At 63.3% G+C, this 15,826-nt stretch carries 15 protein-coding genes; 6 read left to right on the top strand and 9 right to left on the bottom strand.

The window, feature by feature from the left end:
- Positions 1-96 precede the first annotated feature (96 nt).
- The 3 genes from NYQ88_RS16255 to NYQ88_RS16245 form a co-directional block, all read right to left on the bottom strand.
- Positions 97-1,044 (bottom strand): substrate-binding domain-containing protein, encoded by a 948-nt coding sequence (locus tag NYQ88_RS16255; protein WP_275652153.1) that lies wholly within the window; start codon positions 1,042-1,044, stop codon positions 97-99.
- Between the two features lie 77 nt (positions 1,045-1,121).
- Positions 1,122-2,141 carry an ABC transporter permease gene (locus NYQ88_RS16250; protein WP_275652152.1) on the bottom strand — a complete coding sequence of 340 codons (1,020 nt, stop codon included), beginning with the start codon at positions 2,139-2,141 and terminating at the stop codon, positions 1,122-1,124.
- Entirely contained in the window at positions 2,122-3,663 is a 1,542-nt protein-coding gene (locus NYQ88_RS16245; protein WP_275652151.1) for a sugar ABC transporter ATP-binding protein, read from the bottom strand. Before NYQ88_RS16245 ends, NYQ88_RS16250 begins: the two co-directional genes overlap by 20 nt.
- A 207-nt stretch (positions 3,664-3,870) precedes the next feature.
- Here NYQ88_RS16245 and NYQ88_RS16240 point away from each other — a divergent pair, with 207 nt between their 5' ends.
- Positions 3,871-4,896: a LacI family DNA-binding transcriptional regulator gene (locus NYQ88_RS16240; RefSeq protein ID WP_275652150.1), complete on the top strand. Its 1,026-nt coding sequence runs from the start codon at positions 3,871-3,873 to the stop codon at positions 4,894-4,896.
- A 12-nt stretch (positions 4,897-4,908) separates the two neighbouring features.
- On the opposite strand, the gene NYQ88_RS16235 is transcribed toward NYQ88_RS16240, so the two are convergent.
- Genes NYQ88_RS16235 through NYQ88_RS16220 form a run of 4 tightly spaced genes read right to left on the bottom strand, consistent with a single transcriptional unit; the run spans position 4,909 to position 8,088 of the window.
- Positions 4,909-5,259, bottom strand: a complete 351-nt coding sequence (locus NYQ88_RS16235) for a DUF305 domain-containing protein (protein WP_275652149.1) — start codon at positions 5,257-5,259, stop codon at positions 4,909-4,911.
- 52 nt (positions 5,260-5,311) lie between these two features.
- Entirely contained in the window at positions 5,312-5,413 is a 102-nt protein-coding gene (locus tag NYQ88_RS16230) for a cation transporter (protein ID WP_275652148.1), read from the bottom strand.
- 3 nt (positions 5,414-5,416) lie between these two features.
- A complete protein-coding gene (cueR, locus tag NYQ88_RS16225; RefSeq protein WP_275652147.1) occupies positions 5,417-5,827 on the bottom strand; it encodes a Cu(I)-responsive transcriptional regulator in 411 nt (136 codons plus the stop codon).
- Entirely contained in the window at positions 5,824-8,088 is a 2,265-nt protein-coding gene (locus tag NYQ88_RS16220; RefSeq protein ID WP_275652146.1) for a heavy metal translocating P-type ATPase, read from the bottom strand. The genes cueR and NYQ88_RS16220 overlap by 4 nt, the downstream gene beginning before the upstream one ends.
- Positions 8,089-8,247: 159 nt before the next feature.
- Between NYQ88_RS16220 and NYQ88_RS16215 the strand changes: the two genes are divergently transcribed.
- Positions 8,248-8,970, top strand: a complete 723-nt coding sequence (locus NYQ88_RS16215) for a Crp/Fnr family transcriptional regulator (RefSeq protein WP_275652145.1) — start codon at positions 8,248-8,250, stop codon at positions 8,968-8,970.
- Between the two features lie 3 nt (positions 8,971-8,973).
- Here the strand turns inward: NYQ88_RS16215 and cydC are convergent, their stop codons facing one another.
- Entirely contained in the window at positions 8,974-10,626 is a 1,653-nt protein-coding gene (gene cydC, locus NYQ88_RS16210) for a thiol reductant ABC exporter subunit CydC (protein WP_275652144.1), read from the bottom strand.
- Positions 10,623-12,344 (bottom strand): thiol reductant ABC exporter subunit CydD, encoded by a 1,722-nt coding sequence (cydD, locus tag NYQ88_RS16205; RefSeq protein ID WP_275652143.1) that lies wholly within the window; start codon positions 12,342-12,344, stop codon positions 10,623-10,625. Before cydD ends, cydC begins: the two co-directional genes overlap by 4 nt.
- Before the next feature lie 178 nt (positions 12,345-12,522).
- Here cydD and NYQ88_RS16200 point away from each other — a divergent pair, with 178 nt between their 5' ends.
- The 4 genes from NYQ88_RS16200 to NYQ88_RS16185 all read left to right on the top strand — a co-directional run bounded on the left by NYQ88_RS16200 (position 12,523) and on the right by NYQ88_RS16185 (position 15,759).
- Positions 12,523-14,118, top strand: a complete 1,596-nt coding sequence (locus NYQ88_RS16200; protein WP_275654940.1) for a cytochrome ubiquinol oxidase subunit I — start codon at positions 12,523-12,525, stop codon at positions 14,116-14,118.
- Positions 14,115-15,260, top strand: coding sequence for a cytochrome d ubiquinol oxidase subunit II (gene cydB / locus NYQ88_RS16195; protein WP_275652142.1), 1,146 nt, complete (start codon positions 14,115-14,117; stop codon positions 15,258-15,260). Before NYQ88_RS16200 ends, cydB begins: the two co-directional genes overlap by 4 nt.
- 10 nt (positions 15,261-15,270) lie before the next feature.
- Entirely contained in the window at positions 15,271-15,408 is a 138-nt protein-coding gene (gene cydX / locus NYQ88_RS16190) for a cytochrome bd-I oxidase subunit CydX (RefSeq protein WP_275652141.1), read from the top strand.
- 204 nt (positions 15,409-15,612) lie between these two features.
- Positions 15,613-15,759: a DUF1127 domain-containing protein gene (locus NYQ88_RS16185; protein WP_275604173.1), complete on the top strand. Its 147-nt coding sequence runs from the start codon at positions 15,613-15,615 to the stop codon at positions 15,757-15,759.
- Positions 15,760-15,826 lie beyond the last annotated feature (67 nt).

Here is a 15,826-nt window from a genome sequence, read left to right as displayed (position 1 = left end):
ATGCCATGGGCCGCCCCGAAAGGTCAAAGGGCGCCTTGCGGCGCCCTTCGGGTATTTGGTGGCCTCGCCACGAGAGGTGCGGGCCGGCTCGAAGCCTTAGAACGGGCTGTCGGGGAAGTAGAACTGCTCGGCGTTCTCCTGGGTGATCAGCGGCGAGCCCAGGATATAGGTGCCGGTGACAGGGCCATTGGAGACGAAGTGATTGACGGTGACGTCCATTGCCGTGGCGATCTGGGCCGGCGGATAGAGTACGTCGACCGGCACGAGCGGATCACCATCCATCACGCCCTTGACGATTTCCTTCATGCCAGCGCCACCGACGACAAACATTTCGCTCTCGCGGCCAGCGGCCTTGACGGCTTCGACCACGCCGAGGGTGATGTCGTCGTCCTGAGCCCAGACGCCATCGATGTCGGGGAAGCGCGACAGGAAGTCCTGCATCACTTCAAAGCCGTCATCGCGGTTCCAGTTGGCGAACTTGTTGTCGAGGACATTGATGCCCGAGCCTTCGATGGTCGCCATGAAGGCGTCGAAACGTTCGGTGTCGAGAACCGTGGGGATGCCGCGCAGGATGACGATGTTGTCGCCCTCGCCGAGACGGCTCATCATGTATTCGGCCGAAACCTGGCCCATTTCGGTGTTGTTGCCCGAGACATAGACGTCCTGGATGGACGGGTCGGTCAGGCCGCGGTCAACCACGGTGATGAACGCCCCGGAATCCTTGACGGCACGGACAGGCTCGGTCAGCGGCTCGGATTCGAACGGCAGGACGACGAGCGCATCGATCTGGTGGACGGACACGAGATCTTCGAGATCGCTGGCCTGGTCAGCCGGACCGTCAGCAGTGACGATGATCAGGTCGATATTGGGGTTGGCGGCCTCGAGGCGCTTTTCGGCTTCGGCGGCGTGCCAGTTGAGGCCGCCCATGAAACCGTGCGTTGCCGCCGGGATGGACACCCCGATCTTGATCTTTTCCTGCGCCACGGCAGAGCCGAGCAGGGCGCTGGTGGCCATCAGGCCAAGTGCGATTGCCTTCAACGACATGTCAGATTTCCTCCCAAAATTGGCACCGCTTCGGCACCGGTGATCCCGCCCGTTGGGGGCGTGGAATTCGATAAAAACTAGTCAGCCTTCTTGCGGCGGGCCCGGAAGGAGCCGCGCTGCAGATAGACCGCCGCCACGATGATCACGCCCTGGACTGCCCCATTGAGGTAGTTGGAGATGATCTCGGTGAGGTTGAGAATATTGCCGATGGACGTGAGGATCAGCGCGCCGATGACGGTGCCGCCGATGCGCCCGAAGCCGCCCTTGAGCATGGTACCGCCGATGATCACCGCAGCGATGGCTTCAAGCTCCCACAGGACGCCCGTGGCTGAAGAGGCTGAGCCGAGGCGTGGCACATAGATGATGGTGGCCAGCGACACGCAGAGACCCTGCAGGATGTAGGTGGCGGTGCGCACGCGGTCGACCTTGATGGCCGAATAGCGCGCCACCTGCTCGTTGGAGCCGATGGCCATGCAATAGCGACCGAAGGCGGTGCGGTTCATGAGCACCCAGCCGATGATGGCGACGGCGATGAACACCCAGACCGGATAGGGAATGCGCAGGAAGCTGTCGTAATAGACCGGGCGATAGATTTCGCGCGCGCCATTGTTGAGCGAGAGCGTGCCGCCATCGGCGAAATAGGTGACCAGCGAGCGGTAGATGCCCATGGTGCCCAGGGTGACGATGAAGGCTTCGATCTTGGCCTTGGTGGTGAGGAAGCCGTTGATGAAGCCGGCGCCAATGCCCAGGATCAGCGAACAGCCGACGCCCAGCACCACCGTCCAGATCGACGCGCCCATAGCGCCCACGGCCCAGTTCATGATGATGATCATGACGCCGGCAATGAAGGCGGCCATGGAGCCCACCGAGAGATCGATGCCGCCCGCTGTGATGACGAAAGTGGCCCCCACCGCGATGATGCCGATGAAGGCAGAGCGCGTCAGGATATTGGTGATATTGCCTTCGTTGAGGAAGGCCGGATTGAGGCTGTAGCCCAGGATGACCAGCAGGATGAGGGCCAGCAGCGGCCCCGCCGTCTTGAGGTCGAGCCGGAACCCCTTGGCCGGCTTTTCTGCCTCATGCGCTGATACGCTCATCGTCCCCATCCTGTTTGATGCCCGCGGCGTACCGCATGATTTCTGCCTCGGTAATTTCTGCGCCCTCGAGCTGGCCGGCGAGGCGCCCATTGCGCATCACCATGACCTTGTGGCTGAGGCCGATGACTTCCTGCATTTCCGAGGAGATGACGATGATCGCCTTCCCCTCGGCGGCCAGCGCCGCGATGATGTGATAAATCTGCTGCTTGGTGCCGACATCGATGCCGCGCGTCGGCTCATCCATGATGATGATGTCCGGCTCGCTTTCCATGGTCTTGCCGAGCATGAGCTTCTGCTGATTGCCGCCGGAGAGTTTACCCACCGGAACAGAGGCGTCGCGGGCGCGGATGTCGAAGCGGCGCACGGCGCGCTCGAGCGCCTGCTGCTCGCTGCCATTGTCGAGGAAGCCGCGCTTCAAGTGCTTTTTGAGCGTGAGCAGGGTGAGGTTCGGCTGGAGGCCGACATTGAGCAGCAGCCCGCGGCCCTTTCGGTCCTTGGTCATATAGGCGAGGCCGGCATTGACCGATTGCGACACGTCGGTGAAATCGACGGCCTGGCCGCGCAGGGTCACAGCGCCGCCGGTTTTCTTGACGAGACCGACAATGGTTTCGGCCACGGCGGTACGGCCCGAACCGATGAGGCCGGCAAAGCCGAGGATTTCGCCGCGGCGTAGGTCAAAGGAAATGCCCGAAATGCCGGGGGAGGCGAGGTCTCGCACCGAGAGCATGATCTCGGCGTCGACATCGGGCTCGTGCTTGGGCGGATAGAGATTGGAGAGCTCGCGGCCGACCATCATCTGCGCGATGGAATCGGGGGTGAGGTTCTCGGTGCCAAGCGTGGCGATCAGCTGGCCGTCGCGCAATACGGTGACCCGTGCCGCCAGCTCCATGATCTCGTCAAGCTTGTGCGAAATGAAGATGATGGCAACGCCCTGGGCGGTCAGCCGCTTGATCTGCTCGAACAGCGTGCTGGTTTCGGCCACCGAGAGCACGGCGGTGGGCTCGTCCATGATGATGACGCGGGCATCCTGGCTGATCGCCTTGGCGATCTCGACCATCTGCTTGTCAGCGACCGACAGCGTATGGATGCGGGCATCGGGATCGATGCGGACGTGCAGCGTATCGAGGATGGCGCTGGCGCAGTCACGCATTTCCTTGAGCTTGAGGAAGCCGTTCGAATGTAGCTCCCGGCCGAGGAAGATGGAGTCGGCGACCGTCAGATGCTCGGCGAGCAGCAGTTCCTGATGGATGACGACGATGCCCATTGCCGCCGCCTCGCCATTGGGGGGCAGGACGACCTGTTCGCCGCGATAATGGATGGTGCCGGATGTCGGCTGCTCAAGGCCGGAGAGAATCTTGATGAGGGTAGACTTGCCGGCGCCGTTTTCGCCGATGATGGCGTGGACCTCACCGGGGCGCACGTCGAAATCGATGCTGAACAGCACCGGTATTTCACCGAACGATTTTGAAATCCGATGCGCCGAAAGGATCGGCGACACGGTATCACCCGTCCCCTCAGACATGGTGCAGTCCTCCCTGGAGGCACGACGAATTTGAACACTCGTTCATTGCCAATACCATTCATGTAAAGGTTTTCATCAATCGTGTAAAGGTTTACAGTGCGGAATATCCGGTGATGGCAGGGGAGGGCCATGGCGCAATCCATGGCATCTGCTAAAGGCAGAGGCGCGCTTGGCTTTTGGCTGCGCGACAGGGGCGGAGCGGGCTAGGTGCAGCAGCAAAAGCTGGCGACAATCGAGGACGTTGCGGCGATGGCCGGGGTGTCGATCGCCACGGTCAGCCGCGCCATCAATGAACCCACCAAGGTCGCCGATGCCACGCGCCGACGGGTAACCGAGGCCATCGCGCGCACCGGCTATACGACCAATGCCATGGCCCGTTCGCTGCGCATGCGCCGCAGCAATATGATCCTCATCCTCGCGCCCGATGTCGGCGATCCGAACTTCTCCAACATTCTCGTCGGTCTCGAGACCGAGGCCAGCAAGCGCGGCTATGGCGTGCTGATCGGCAATACGCAGAACGATCCGAGCCGCGAAACCGACTATTTGCGCTTCATCAGCTCAAACCAGGCCGACGGGCTGATACTCTTTACCGGGCATCTGCCCTTCGGCTTCGGGCAGGATCGCGACGAAACGCGGCTGCCGCCGGTGGTGGCAGTCAACGAGCCTGTGATTGGCCAGGAAATCCCCTTCGTTGGCGTCGACAATTTCGAGGGTGCGCGGATCGCGGCGGAGCATCTGATCTCGCAGGGGCATCGCAAAGTGGGCTTCATCGGCCGCTCCGCCAGCCGCGAGATCAACAGGCTGCGCGAGGCGGGTTATCGGGCTGCACTCGAAGGGGCGGGGATCGAGATCGATCCGCGCCTGATCATCGATGGCGATGGCACGACCGAGAGTGGTCGCGCGGCGGCCGAGCTGATGTTCGTGCGCGACGCGCTGCCGACGGCGTTCTTCTGCGTCAATGACGCGACAGCGCTCGGTGTCATCATCGCCCTCAATGCGCGGAAATACGATTTGCCGCGCCAGTTCTCGGTGATGGGGTTTGACGACATTTCCTTTGCCAGCTTCGTCAGCCCATCGCTGACGACAATGAAACAGCCTCGCCACCGGATCGGCGAGGCTGCCATGGAAATGCTGCTGACCATGCTGGCCGGCGAGGAGCCCAAATCGCGAGAAATGCTGCTGCGCGCCGAACTCATCGTGCGCAATTCGGTGAGCCGACCGGGCAACAACTAGCTGCGCACCACTTTACCGGCCGCGCCTGGCGAGCCAGGCCTTCATCCACGCGATCTCTTCCTCCTGAGCGGCAATGACCGCCTCGGCCAGCGCCCGGACTTCCGGGTCCATGCCATGTTCAAGAACAATCCGGGCCATGTCCACCGCCCCCTGGTGGTGGGGAATCATGCCCTGGATGAAGTCAAATTCGGCGTCGCCCGTAAGCTCGACCGCCATATTGGCGTGCATGCGCGCATTCGCATCCTGATAGGCGGAGTTTGCGGCATTGTTCCCGGCTGCACCGTGGGTGTGGCCGGAGTGATCCTGGGCCAGCACCGGACTGGCGAGAAGGACGAGGGTGAAGGCAGCAATTGGGGCTTTCATATCGATCTCCTTTTGGGATCGAGTGAATGTGCGGCCTTCCCACGTGGCAAGGTCAAGCGGCCAATTCAGGCCGCTTCGCCAGCGCCTTGCGGACTGTTCCGACGCAATGGCCGCAGGTCATGTCGTTGACGGTGAAGCTGGTCTTTTCGGTCATTTCTCAGTGTCCTTTGCTTGGAGTTTCGATGCCGGCGAGGTCATCGAGAATGGGGCAGTCGGGGCGGTCATCGCCGTGGCAGCAATGGGCCAGGTGTTTGAGTGTGCCGACCATGGACTGCAGTTCGGCGATCTTGGTTTCGAGCGCGGCGATATGGGTCTGGGCGATGGTCTGCACTTCGGCGCTGGCGCGGGACTTGTCCTGCCAGAGAGCAAGCAATGCGCTGGTCTCCTCGGTGGAAAAGCCCAGCGTGCGGGCGCGGCGGATGAAGCGGAGCGTATGGACCTCGTCGGCACCGTAGACCCTGTAATTGCTGTCGGTGCGGTCGGCCGGGCGGATCAGCCCGATCTGCTCGTAATAGCGGATCATTTTCGGCGAGACGCCGGAAGCCTGCGAGGCCTGTCCGATGTTCATAGCGACACTCCTCTTACTGCGCGCAACCGTTGTGCATTGCTGACCACAAAGACCGAGGACAGCGCCATGGCGCCGGCACCGAGCATGGGGGAGAGCAGGAGGCCGAAACTCGGGTAGAGCACACCGGCGGCAACCGGAATGAGCAGCGCGTTGTAGCCAAAAGCCCAGAAGAGATTTTCCCAGATGTTGCGGATGGTGGCGCGGCTGAGTTTAAGGGCATTGAGCACGCCCTTGAGATCGCCGCCGAGCAGGACAACGTCGGCGCTTTCGATTGCGGCATCGGTGCCGGTCCCGACGGCAATGCCGATATCGGCTTCGGCGAGGGCCGGTGCATCATTGATGCCATCGCCGACATAGGCGACGACGCGTCCACCGGCGCGCAGCGCCTTGATGGCGGCGACCTTGTCGGCGGGGAGCACCTCGGCCTGGACTTCATCAATGCCGAGCTGGCGGGCAATGGCCGCGGCGGTCCGCTGGTTGTCGCCGGAGATCATCGCGGTCTTGAGACCCATGGCATGGAGCTGGGCGATGACCGCCTGGCTGGTTGGGCGGACCACGTCGGCGACGACGATGGCGGCGGCGATCTTCCCGTCGATCGCAGCAAGAACCGGCGTCTTGCCATCATCGGCGAGCGCTTCGAGCGTGGTGACGAAGGCCGAGAGATCGAGCCCGGCAAACATGCGTGCGGAACCGACTTCCACCTTCTGGCCCGCAATCGTGGCGGTAACGCCGTGACCGGGATCGGAGGCAAAATCGTCGATTAGTGGGATGGAGAGGCCTTCCGCTTCGGCGGCCGCAACGATGGCCAGCGCGATCGGGTGCTCGGAGCGGCTCTCGGCGGCAGCGACGAGGGAGAGAACTGTGCTGCGGTCAAATCCATCCGCCACGATGAGATCGGAAAGGACCGGCTTTCCTTGTGTGAGCGTACCGGTCTTGTCGAAGGCCACGACGTCGGCGTCCCGCAGGCGCTGTAGCGCCTCACCCTTGCGGAACAGCACGCCGAGCTCGGCTGCCCGGCCGGTGCCGACCATGATCGAGGTCGGCGTGGCCAGCCCCATGGCACAGGGGCAGGCGATGATGAGCACCGCGACGGCGTTGACGAGGCCATAGGTGAAGGACGGCTCGGGGCCCCAGATGGTCCAGACGATGAAGGTGACGGCGGCCAGAGCCATGACGGCGGGCACGAACCACAGGGTAATGCGGTCGACGACGGCCTGGATCGGCAGCTTGCCGGCCTGGGCTTCTTCTACCATGCGGATGATGTGGGCGAGCATGGTGTCGCTGCCCACCTTGGTGGCGCGGAAGCGGAAACTGCCGGACGTGTTGAGCGTGCCGCCGATGACGCTATCGCCGGCCGATTTCGAGACGGGCAGGGGCTCGCCCGAGATCATGGCTTCATCGACATGGCTCGACCCGTCGATGACCTCGCCGTCGACGGCGATCTTCTCTCCGGGGCGCACGACGACGACGTCGCCGACGGCGACCTGCTCGACCGCCAGTTCCATTGTCCGTCCGTCGCGCTCGACGAAAGCGGTTCTGGCCTGTTCGCGCACCAGGCGCTGGATGGCTTCACCGGTACGGCCCTTGGCGAGGGCTTCGAGCCAACGACCGGCGAGGATCAGCGTGACGATGACCGCGGCGGCTTCGAAATAGACGAAGCGCGTTTCGCTGGGGACCAGCTGGGGTGCGAAAGTGACCACGCTGGAATAGAGCCAGGCGGCGCCGGCGCCCAGGGCGACAAGCGCATTCATTTCGGGTGCGCCGCGCAGCAGGGCCGGCACGCCGACTTTGAAGAAACGGCGGCCGGGCCAGAAGAGGACGGCAGTGGCGAGCACGAAGTAGGCGATATAGAGCCACTGCATCGGCACGACGCCCATCAGCCAGTGATGGAAGGGCGTATAGAGATGACCACCCATCTCAAGAACGAAAAGCGGCAGGGTGAGCACAGCGGCGATTGCGAGATCGCGCTTGAGCTCGGCTGCGTCTTCATCGTGGTGATGGGCATGATCATGCGCCGCGCCTTCGGCCGGACGCGCGGCGGCAGAATATCCGACTTTCTCCACCGCCTGGATAAGCTCGGCGAGGGTTGCCGTGCTCGCGCCGATGGTAGCGCGCTCCGTCGCCAGATTGACCGAGGCTGTCTCGACGCCCGGGACCTTGAGCAGGGCCTTTTCGACGCGCCCCACGCAGGAGGCGCAGCTCATCCCCTCGATATCGAGAACAAGCGGTTGGGCGGTGGAAGCGTGGACATGTTTGATCATGGATTTATCCTCTTCCGTCCTCATATAAACCTTCCCATCATGGTAAGGTCAAGGCCGGGGCAAGCAGGGAGATTGCGTGCGGCGAGTTGGCACAGCGACATTGCGGCTTGCACTTTTTGCCGCGCGCCTGCCTAGATTGCTCCAGTAAGGAGTTTTGCCATGCAGGTTGTGCGCAAGGACATCCATAATTCTGAGATGCCAGTACTTTGCCAGAGTTGCGAAGCACGGCACCGGGGCGTGTGCGGCGCACTCAACCCCGAGCAATTGGTGAAACTCTCCAAGCATACCCGGCGCGTTCATCATGAGGCCGGGCATGAATTGCTGGCCGATGCCATGCCGATTGCGGCTTACGCCAATGTGCTGCGCGGCGTCATCAAGCTGACCAAAGTGCTCGAAGACGGTCGCCAGCAGGTCGTTGGCCTGCAGTTTGCGCCCGATCTTCTCGGTCGCCCCTTTGCGGGTGAGAGCCGGGTGAGCGCGGAAAGCGCCTCGGATGTCGATCTCTGCATGATCCCCAAGGGGGCGCTGGAAAGCCTTGTGCAGGAAAGCGGACCGCTCGAGCATCGGATCATGCTGCAGGCGCTCAGGGAACTCGATGAGGCGCGCGACTGGATGGTGACGCTGGGCCGCAAGACTGCCGCCGAAAAAGTGGCGAGCTTCCTCTATCTCATCGCCACCCATATCGACCCCGAGGAAGACGAGGGATCGACGACGTTCGACCTGCCCCTCAGCCGCGCTGATATCGCCGATTTCCTCGGGCTGACCATCGAGACGGTGAGCCGGCAGATGAGCAAGCTCAAGGCCGACAAGATCATCGAGATCGTCAACTATCGCAACATCACCGTGCCCGATCTGACGGTGCTGCGCCTGCGCTGCGGCTAGGGCTTAGCCCAGCCGGCCGTCGCGCAGGGTAACGATGCGGTCCATGGTCCCTTCGGGGATCGCGGCATGCGTGACCATCAGCACGGTCTTGCCCTTGGTGGCTTCGGCCAGGGTTTCGAAGAACGCGATCTCGGTGGCGCGATCGAGCGCGTTGGTCGGCTCGTCCAGGAGAATGATCGGGGCGTTTGAGAGCAGGGTGCGCGCGAGGCACAGCCGGCGCATCTGACCGGCCGAGAGGGTGCGGCCCGCTTCGCCGACGGGCGTATCGAGACCCTTGGGCAGGGCGCGCACGAATTCACCCAGCCATGCGGCGTCGAGAGCCTGCCAGAGTTCATCCTCGGTGGCGTCGATCCGGGCGATGAGCAGATTGCTGCGCACGCTGTCGATGAACACGGGGCTGTCCTGGCTGAGGAGGGAGATGCGCCCATGCAACTGGGCGCTGTCGATGTCGGCGATGGAGACGCCACCGATGGTGATCTCGCCCGATTGCGGGCGGTGGAGGCGCAGCAGCAGCCGCAGCAGCGTGGACTTGCCACCGCCGCTCGGGCCGGAGACGGCGACGCGTTCTCCGGCGGCAACAGAGAGCGATACGCCGGAGACGACGGGCGCTTCGGGCACATAGCCGAAGGTGACGTTGTTGAAGGCGATGGCATTGTCCGAGGTCAGCGCCTTGGGTTCTGAAGGCTCGACATCGGCCACGGGCAGGCTGGCGAGGGCATTGAGGCGCTCGGCTGCGGCGAGGGCGCTGACGGCCTTGCCGACGCTGCGGACGATGGCGGAGGTGGCTTCAAAGCTGCCGAGAACCGCGAGCAGCAGCGCCACCATGACCGCGGGATCGAGCGTGCCGGCGGCATGGGCGGTGACACCGGCCCAGAGCGTGCCGATCAGCGCAATGGCGGCGAGGACTTGCACCGCGAACCCGGCGCAGGCAGTGAGCGCGACCATATTGAGCCGGAGCTTGCGCAGATCCGACATGGCGCTGGAAAAGCGCTCGACGGTGGTGCCGAGGGCGCCAAGGAGGGTGAGATCGGTGTGGCCGGCGACGGCGTCATAGACGCTGATCCGGGCTTCGGCCGAGGCGGCGACGACCTGGCGGCCGGTGGAACGGGCGGCAATGACGAGCAATGCCGGGACGACAAGGACGGCGCCCAGCACGGCGAGACCATAGACGATTGCCGCGCCGGGCAGCAGCCAGGCGAGAACACCGGTGACGCCGATGCCGACAAAGATGGCGCCGAGCAGCGGGCCGATGGCGACGAGGAAGGCCGTGTCCAGCGCGTCGACGTCAGCGGTGAGGCGGCTGACGAGATCGCCGTGGCGGATCGAGCGATCGCTGAGGGGAAGGCGCGGGAACAGCGCCGCGAACAGCCAGCCGCGCAGATCGGACAGCAGCTTCAGCGTCGCATTGTGGCCGACGAGGCGCTCGCCATAGCGCGAGAGAATGCGGATGAAGGAGAAGGCGCGCACCAACGAAGACGGCACGAAGAGATTGAAGGCGAGACCGGCGCTGGTGAGCGCGGTGGCGGTAATGAACCAGCCGGAGGTGCCAAGGAGGGCAACGCCCGAGGCGAGGGTGATCAGCGCCAGGATCAGCGCGAGTGCCATGGCCCCGGTGCGGCGGCGGAAGAGCGGGGCCAGTTTTTCGAGCGCGTTCATGCTGCGCCTTTCTTCTTGGCGGGAATGGCGACGGGGAGGAGGCTTTCCCCGGCAATGCGCCATGCCTTGTCGAGGCGGGCAGCGACGGCGGCGGAATGGGTGGAGACCACAAGGGTCCGGCCGCGCGCATAGGCGATGATATTGTCGATGATCTCGCCTTCGAGCGCCGGGTCGAGATGGGCGGTCGGCTCGTCGAGCAGGATGAGCCCGGCATCGCGGAGGAACACGCGGGCGAGCGCCACGCGCTGGGCCTGGCCGCCGGAGAGACCGAGGCCGTCTTCGCTGATCATTGTATCGAGCCCGTCAGCCAGGGCATCGGCAAAGGGCGTGACGAACGCCAATTCAGCGGCCTGCTCGATTTCGCTGCGGCTGGCGCCGGGGCGGGCCAGCGCGATGTTGTCGGCAATGCTGGCGTGGATAAGGCGCGGCTTCTGCGTAAGCAGGAAGGTGCGGGCGCGCAGATCCGCTTCAGGCCAGTCGGCCAGCAGCTTGCCCTCAAGGCGGATCTGCCCGTCATGGGTGCGCAGAGCCGCGATGGCTTCGAGCAGCGTCGTCTTGCCCTCCCCGCTCGGGCCGAGCAGCGCCACATGCGCGCCGGCGGCAATGTCGAGGCCGACATCATGCAGCACGATTTTCTGCCGGTCCGGCGTGCGCAGGGTGAGATTTTCAAAGGCGATGGCTATGGTCGGGCCGGAGCGGGGCGCCACATCCGACAGCTTTGCCGCTGCTTCGGGCAGTTCGCCGAGCTGGCGCTCGATCTCCACGTGGGCCGCCTTGGCGGCTGCACGGTCATGATAGTGGGAGGCGAGGAGGCGCAGCGGATTATAGACCTCGGGCGCCATCAGCAGCAGGAACACCGCGATGTGCAGGTTCAGCGGGCTGGAGCGGAGATTGAGGAATTCGATGAAGGTGAGGCCGAGGTAGAGCGCCACGCCGGCGACGCCAAGCGCGGCGAAGAATTCGAGCACGGCCGAAGAGAGGAAGGCGATGCGCAGCACTTTGAGTGTGCGCTGGCGCAGGGCGTCGCTGGCGGCAACGATGGCTTCGGTCTCCGCCTCGGCGCGGCCGAAGAGTTTTAGGGTCACAAGACCCCGGAGGCGGTCTCCGAAGCGGCCGGAGAGGCGGGTCAGCGCCTGCGCCTGATGATCGCTGGCCTTTTGCGCGCCCCAGCCGACGAGTGCCATGAACAGCGGAATCAGCGGTGCGGTGACGATGAAGAGAACGCCAGCGACCCAATCGAGCGGGAGAATGATGGCGCCGAAGACGAGCGGCAGCAGCGCGGCCTGCGCGGAGGCGGGCAGGTAGCGCGCATAATAGGCGTCAATCGCCTCGACCTGATCGACAATGGCGGCGGTGGCGGCGCCAGAGGAGGCAGCATCGCCCTGCCGCGGCGAGCGCGAGAGGAGGCCGGTGAACAGAAGTTCGCGCAGTTTGAGCTTGATCGCTTCGGCGCCGAGCGAGCCGAGCCAGTCGCCGAGAGCCGACAGGCCCGCGCGCGTGATCAAAAGTGCCAGTACCAGTCCGATTCCTGGGAGCAAAGCCTGCGGCGCTTCGCCGCCCTCAATGGCGCGGCCGAGCACGCTGGCCAGTTCCCAGGCCTGCCACACAAGGAGAAATCCGCCCAGAAGCGGGGCCGCGATCGCCAGCCAGAGTGTTTGCGCCCCGTGCTTTTGTAGGCGAGAGAGGGCTTTGCCGGCTGCTTTTTCTTCAGGTGTCACGGGTGATGATCTGCTGGATATAAGGTCGTAGAATGTTGGCAGCCTCGATTGGCACCTTATGCGGCTTGAACGCAAGGGTCCTTGATCTGGATCAAGGCCAAATCCGCCCCAAGGTGGCATAGGCAAGTAAGGGTGGCCTGGGGCCATCGGTAAAGCATAGGGGCCAAAGAGCACCATGATCGACATGACTGTCGTCGAGCTATCGCGATGGCAATTTGCCGCCACCGCGATGTACCATTTCATCTTCGTGCCATTGACGCTTGGCCTCAGTTTCATGATGGCCATCATGGAAAGCGTTTATGTCATGACCGGGCGCCAGATCTGGCGCAAAGCGACCCTGTTCTGGGGCACGCTGTTCGGCATCAACTTCGCCATGGGCGTTGCGACCGGCATCGTCATGGAATTCCAGTTCGGCATGAACTGGAGCTACTATAGCCACTATGTCGGCGACATTTTTGGCGCGCCCCTGGCCATCGAAGGCCTGATGGCGTTCTTCCTCGAGGCGACTTTCATCGGTCTGTTCTTCTTTGGTTGGGACAGGCTGAGCAAGGTCGGCCACCTGGTGGTGACCTGGCTGACGGCGCTGGGCGCAAACTTCTCGGCGCTCTGGATCCTCGTCGCCAATGGCTGGATGCAGAACCCGGTCGGCGCCAAGTTCAACCCCGACACGATGCGCATGGAAATCACCGACTTCATGGCGGTGATCTTCAACCCGGTTGCACAGGCAAAGTTCGTGCATACGGTGAGCGCCGGCTACCTCTGCGGCGCTGTATTCATCCTTGCGATTTCGGCGTTCTTTCTCGCCAAGGGCAAGCACATCGAGCTGGCCAAGCGCTCGGCCGTGGTTGCGGCCAGCTTCGGTCTGGCATCGGCCCTGTCGGTTGTCGTGCTCGGTGACGAGAGCGGCTATGTCGCGACCGAACACCAGAAGATGAAGATCGCGGCCCTCGAGGCCATGTATCACACCGAGGCGGCCCCGGCGCCCTGGAGCATCGTGGCTTTCCCCGGCGAGAACGGCGAGCCTGGCTTCAACATCTCGGTGCCGTGGGTTGGTGGCCTGATCACCACGCGCTCTTTCGACAAGGAGCTGCCGGGCATCAATGAGCTGGTCGCGCGTGCTGAAGATCGCATCCGCGTCGGCATGGTGGCCTACGAGGCCCTCGAGCAGATCCGTGCCGATGGCAGCAATGCCGAAGCGCGGGCCGTGTTCGATGAGGTCTGGCAGGATCTTGGCTATGGCCTGCTCCTGAAGCGCTATCGCGAAGACGTGCAGAACGCCACTGACGCGGAAATCGCCCAGGCGGCGCTCGACACTGTCCCTGGTGTCTGGCCGCTGTTCTGGACCTTCCGCATCATGATGGGTCTGGGCTTCTTCTATATCGCCTTCTTCGCCCTGTGGTTCTATCGCGCCTCGCGCGGCTGGATCGACACCAACAAGCCGCTGCTGTGGTTCACCTTCTTCCTCCTGCCGACGCCATGGATCGCCATCGAAGCCGGTTGGTTCATCGCTGAGTTCGGGCGACAGCCCTGGGCGGTGGAAGGCGTGCTGCCGACCTTCCTTGCGGCATCGAGCCTGTCGGTTCTCGAACTGATCCTGTCGCTGAGCTTCTTCGTGCTCCTCTACACGGTCCTGTTCGTCATCATGGTCATCCTCATGGTTCGGGTGATCAAGGCCGGTCCTAAGGACACTGTGATTGCCTCCAGGGATGATGACGAAGACTTCGTCATTGCCACCCTTCCTGCAACGCCTGCTACCCAGGAGCTCGGATCGTGAGCACCATTCCCCTCGACTATGAAACGCTCCGGCTGATCTGGTGGCTTCTGCTCGGCGTCCTGCTGATCGGCTTCGCCATCATGGGTGGTCGCGACCTCGGCGTGGGAACGCTTCTGCCTTTCGTCGCCCGCACTGACGACGAACGGCGCGTGCTGCTCAACCTTGTCGGCCCGACCTGGGAAGGAAACCAGGTCTGGTTGATCCTTGGCGGCGGCGCCATCTTTGCCGCCTTCCCACCGCTTTATGCCGTCAGCTTCTCCGGCTTCTACCTCGCCATGATGGTCATTCTCCTGGCGCTGATCCTGCGGCCCGTGGGCTTCAAGTTCCGCGGCAAGGTCAATGATCCACGCTGGCGCCAGACCTGGGACTGGGCCCTGTTCGTCGGCGGCATTGTGCCCTCGCTGATCATGGGCGTCGCCGTGGGCAATGTGCTGCTGGGTGCGCCGTTCCACTTCGACAACTCGATGCGCATCTTCTACACCGGCAACTTCTTCCAGCTGCTGATGCCGTTTGCCCTGCTGGCCGGCCTCGTCAGTGTCGGCATGATCGCAACGCTCGGCGCAACGCTGATCGTGGGTCGTACCGAAGGCGTGATGGCCGAGCGGGCCCGTCGCTTCGGTACCTGGACTGGTCTTGCCACCATCGTGCTCTTTGTCCTCGGCGGCTTCTGGGTCTCGACGATGAACGGCTATGTGGTGACCAACGTCATCGATCCGAACGCTCCGATCAATCCGCTGTCAAAGACCGTGGAACTGGTGCAGGGCGGTTGGCTGAGCAATTACGCCACCTATCCCTGGATGATCGCCGCGCCGGTGATCGGCCTCCTTGGGATGGTTGTCGCCGTGCTTGGTCTGCGCTCGGGCTGGAAGTGGACCGCCTATCTGGCGGCCGGTGCCGGCATCTTCGGCATTGTCGCCACGGCGGGCCTGTCGATCTTCCCGTTCTTCCTGCCGTCCTCGACCATGCCGGAAGCCGGGCTGACGCTTTGGGATGCCTCCTCGAGCCACCTGACACTGTTCATCATGCTGCTGGCAACGATCGTCTTCCTGCCGATCATCCTGCTCTACACCGCCTGGGTGTTCCGGGTGATGCGCGGCACGGTGTCGACCGAGAGCCTCAACAAGAACCCCAACGCGTATTAAGGAGAAGGCAATGTGGTATTTCGCTTGGATCCTCGGGGTCAGCCTGGCTTGCGCCTTCGGCATCCTCAACGCGATGTGGTTTGAGCTGCGCGAGGACCGTCGGGTTGCGCGCGAAGAGGGCAGGGAGCCGACGCGCGTCATCAACTGACGCATAGCTCAAAGCTGCAAACAGAAGGGTCGAGCCGCGTGCTCGGCCCTTTTTTGTGCGTTTACGCCATGCGTGGCGTGAACCTCTTGTGAACCATCTGCCTCTTTCAGTTGCACTGAGTGCATAACGGATGTGCAGGAAGGCTACCTACTAATCACTACGACCTTGGTCTACATAGAGGTCATCAAACGAAGGGGAACTGAAATGAACATCGCAAAGAAAATCGCCGATTTCGCTCGCTACCAGCGCACGCTGCGTGAACTCAACTCGCTCGACAGCCGTCAGCTTAACGACCTCGGCATCACTCGCAGCGACATCCGTTCGATCGCACGCGGCACCTACACTGCCTAATATCTAGGCAAGCCGACGAAATGTTCGATGAAGGCGTCCACCCGGGCGCCTTTTGTCGTTTCTGGGG

The organism is Devosia sp. SD17-2, from assembly GCF_029201565.1.
Taxonomy (GTDB): domain Bacteria; phylum Pseudomonadota; class Alphaproteobacteria; order Rhizobiales; family Devosiaceae; genus Devosia.
Note: the sequence above shows the minus strand (reverse complement) of the source record. Positions and strands in the feature narration are given on the sequence as shown.

Excerpts from the sequence above, each read along its gene's own strand:
- NYQ88_RS16255 (WP_275652153.1), bottom strand. The coding sequence starts at position 1,044 with ATGTCGTTGAAGGCAATCGCACTTGGCCTGATGGCCACCAGCGCCCTG.
- NYQ88_RS16215 (WP_275652145.1), top strand. The coding sequence starts at position 8,248 with ATGCAGGTTGTGCGCAAGGACATCCATAATTCTGAGATGCCAGTACTT.
- NYQ88_RS16230 (WP_275652148.1), bottom strand. The coding sequence starts at position 5,413 with ATGACCGAAAAGACCAGCTTCACCGTCAACGACATGACCTGCGGCCAT.
- NYQ88_RS16185 (WP_275604173.1), top strand. The coding sequence starts at position 15,613 with ATGAACATCGCAAAGAAAATCGCCGATTTCGCTCGCTACCAGCGCACG.
- cydC (WP_275652144.1), bottom strand. The coding sequence starts at position 10,626 with ATGAACGCGCTCGAAAAACTGGCCCCGCTCTTCCGCCGCCGCACCGGG.
- cydX (WP_275652141.1), top strand. The coding sequence starts at position 15,271 with ATGTGGTATTTCGCTTGGATCCTCGGGGTCAGCCTGGCTTGCGCCTTC.
- cueR (WP_275652147.1), bottom strand. The coding sequence starts at position 5,827 with ATGAACATCGGACAGGCCTCGCAGGCTTCCGGCGTCTCGCCGAAAATG.
- NYQ88_RS16220 (WP_275652146.1), bottom strand. The coding sequence starts at position 8,088 with ATGATCAAACATGTCCACGCTTCCACCGCCCAACCGCTTGTTCTCGAT.
- NYQ88_RS16250 (WP_275652152.1), bottom strand. The coding sequence starts at position 2,141 with ATGAGCGTATCAGCGCATGAGGCAGAAAAGCCGGCCAAGGGGTTCCGG.
- NYQ88_RS16235 (WP_275652149.1), bottom strand. The coding sequence starts at position 5,259 with ATGAAAGCCCCAATTGCTGCCTTCACCCTCGTCCTTCTCGCCAGTCCG.
- NYQ88_RS16245 (WP_275652151.1), bottom strand. The coding sequence starts at position 3,663 with ATGTCTGAGGGGACGGGTGATACCGTGTCGCCGATCCTTTCGGCGCAT.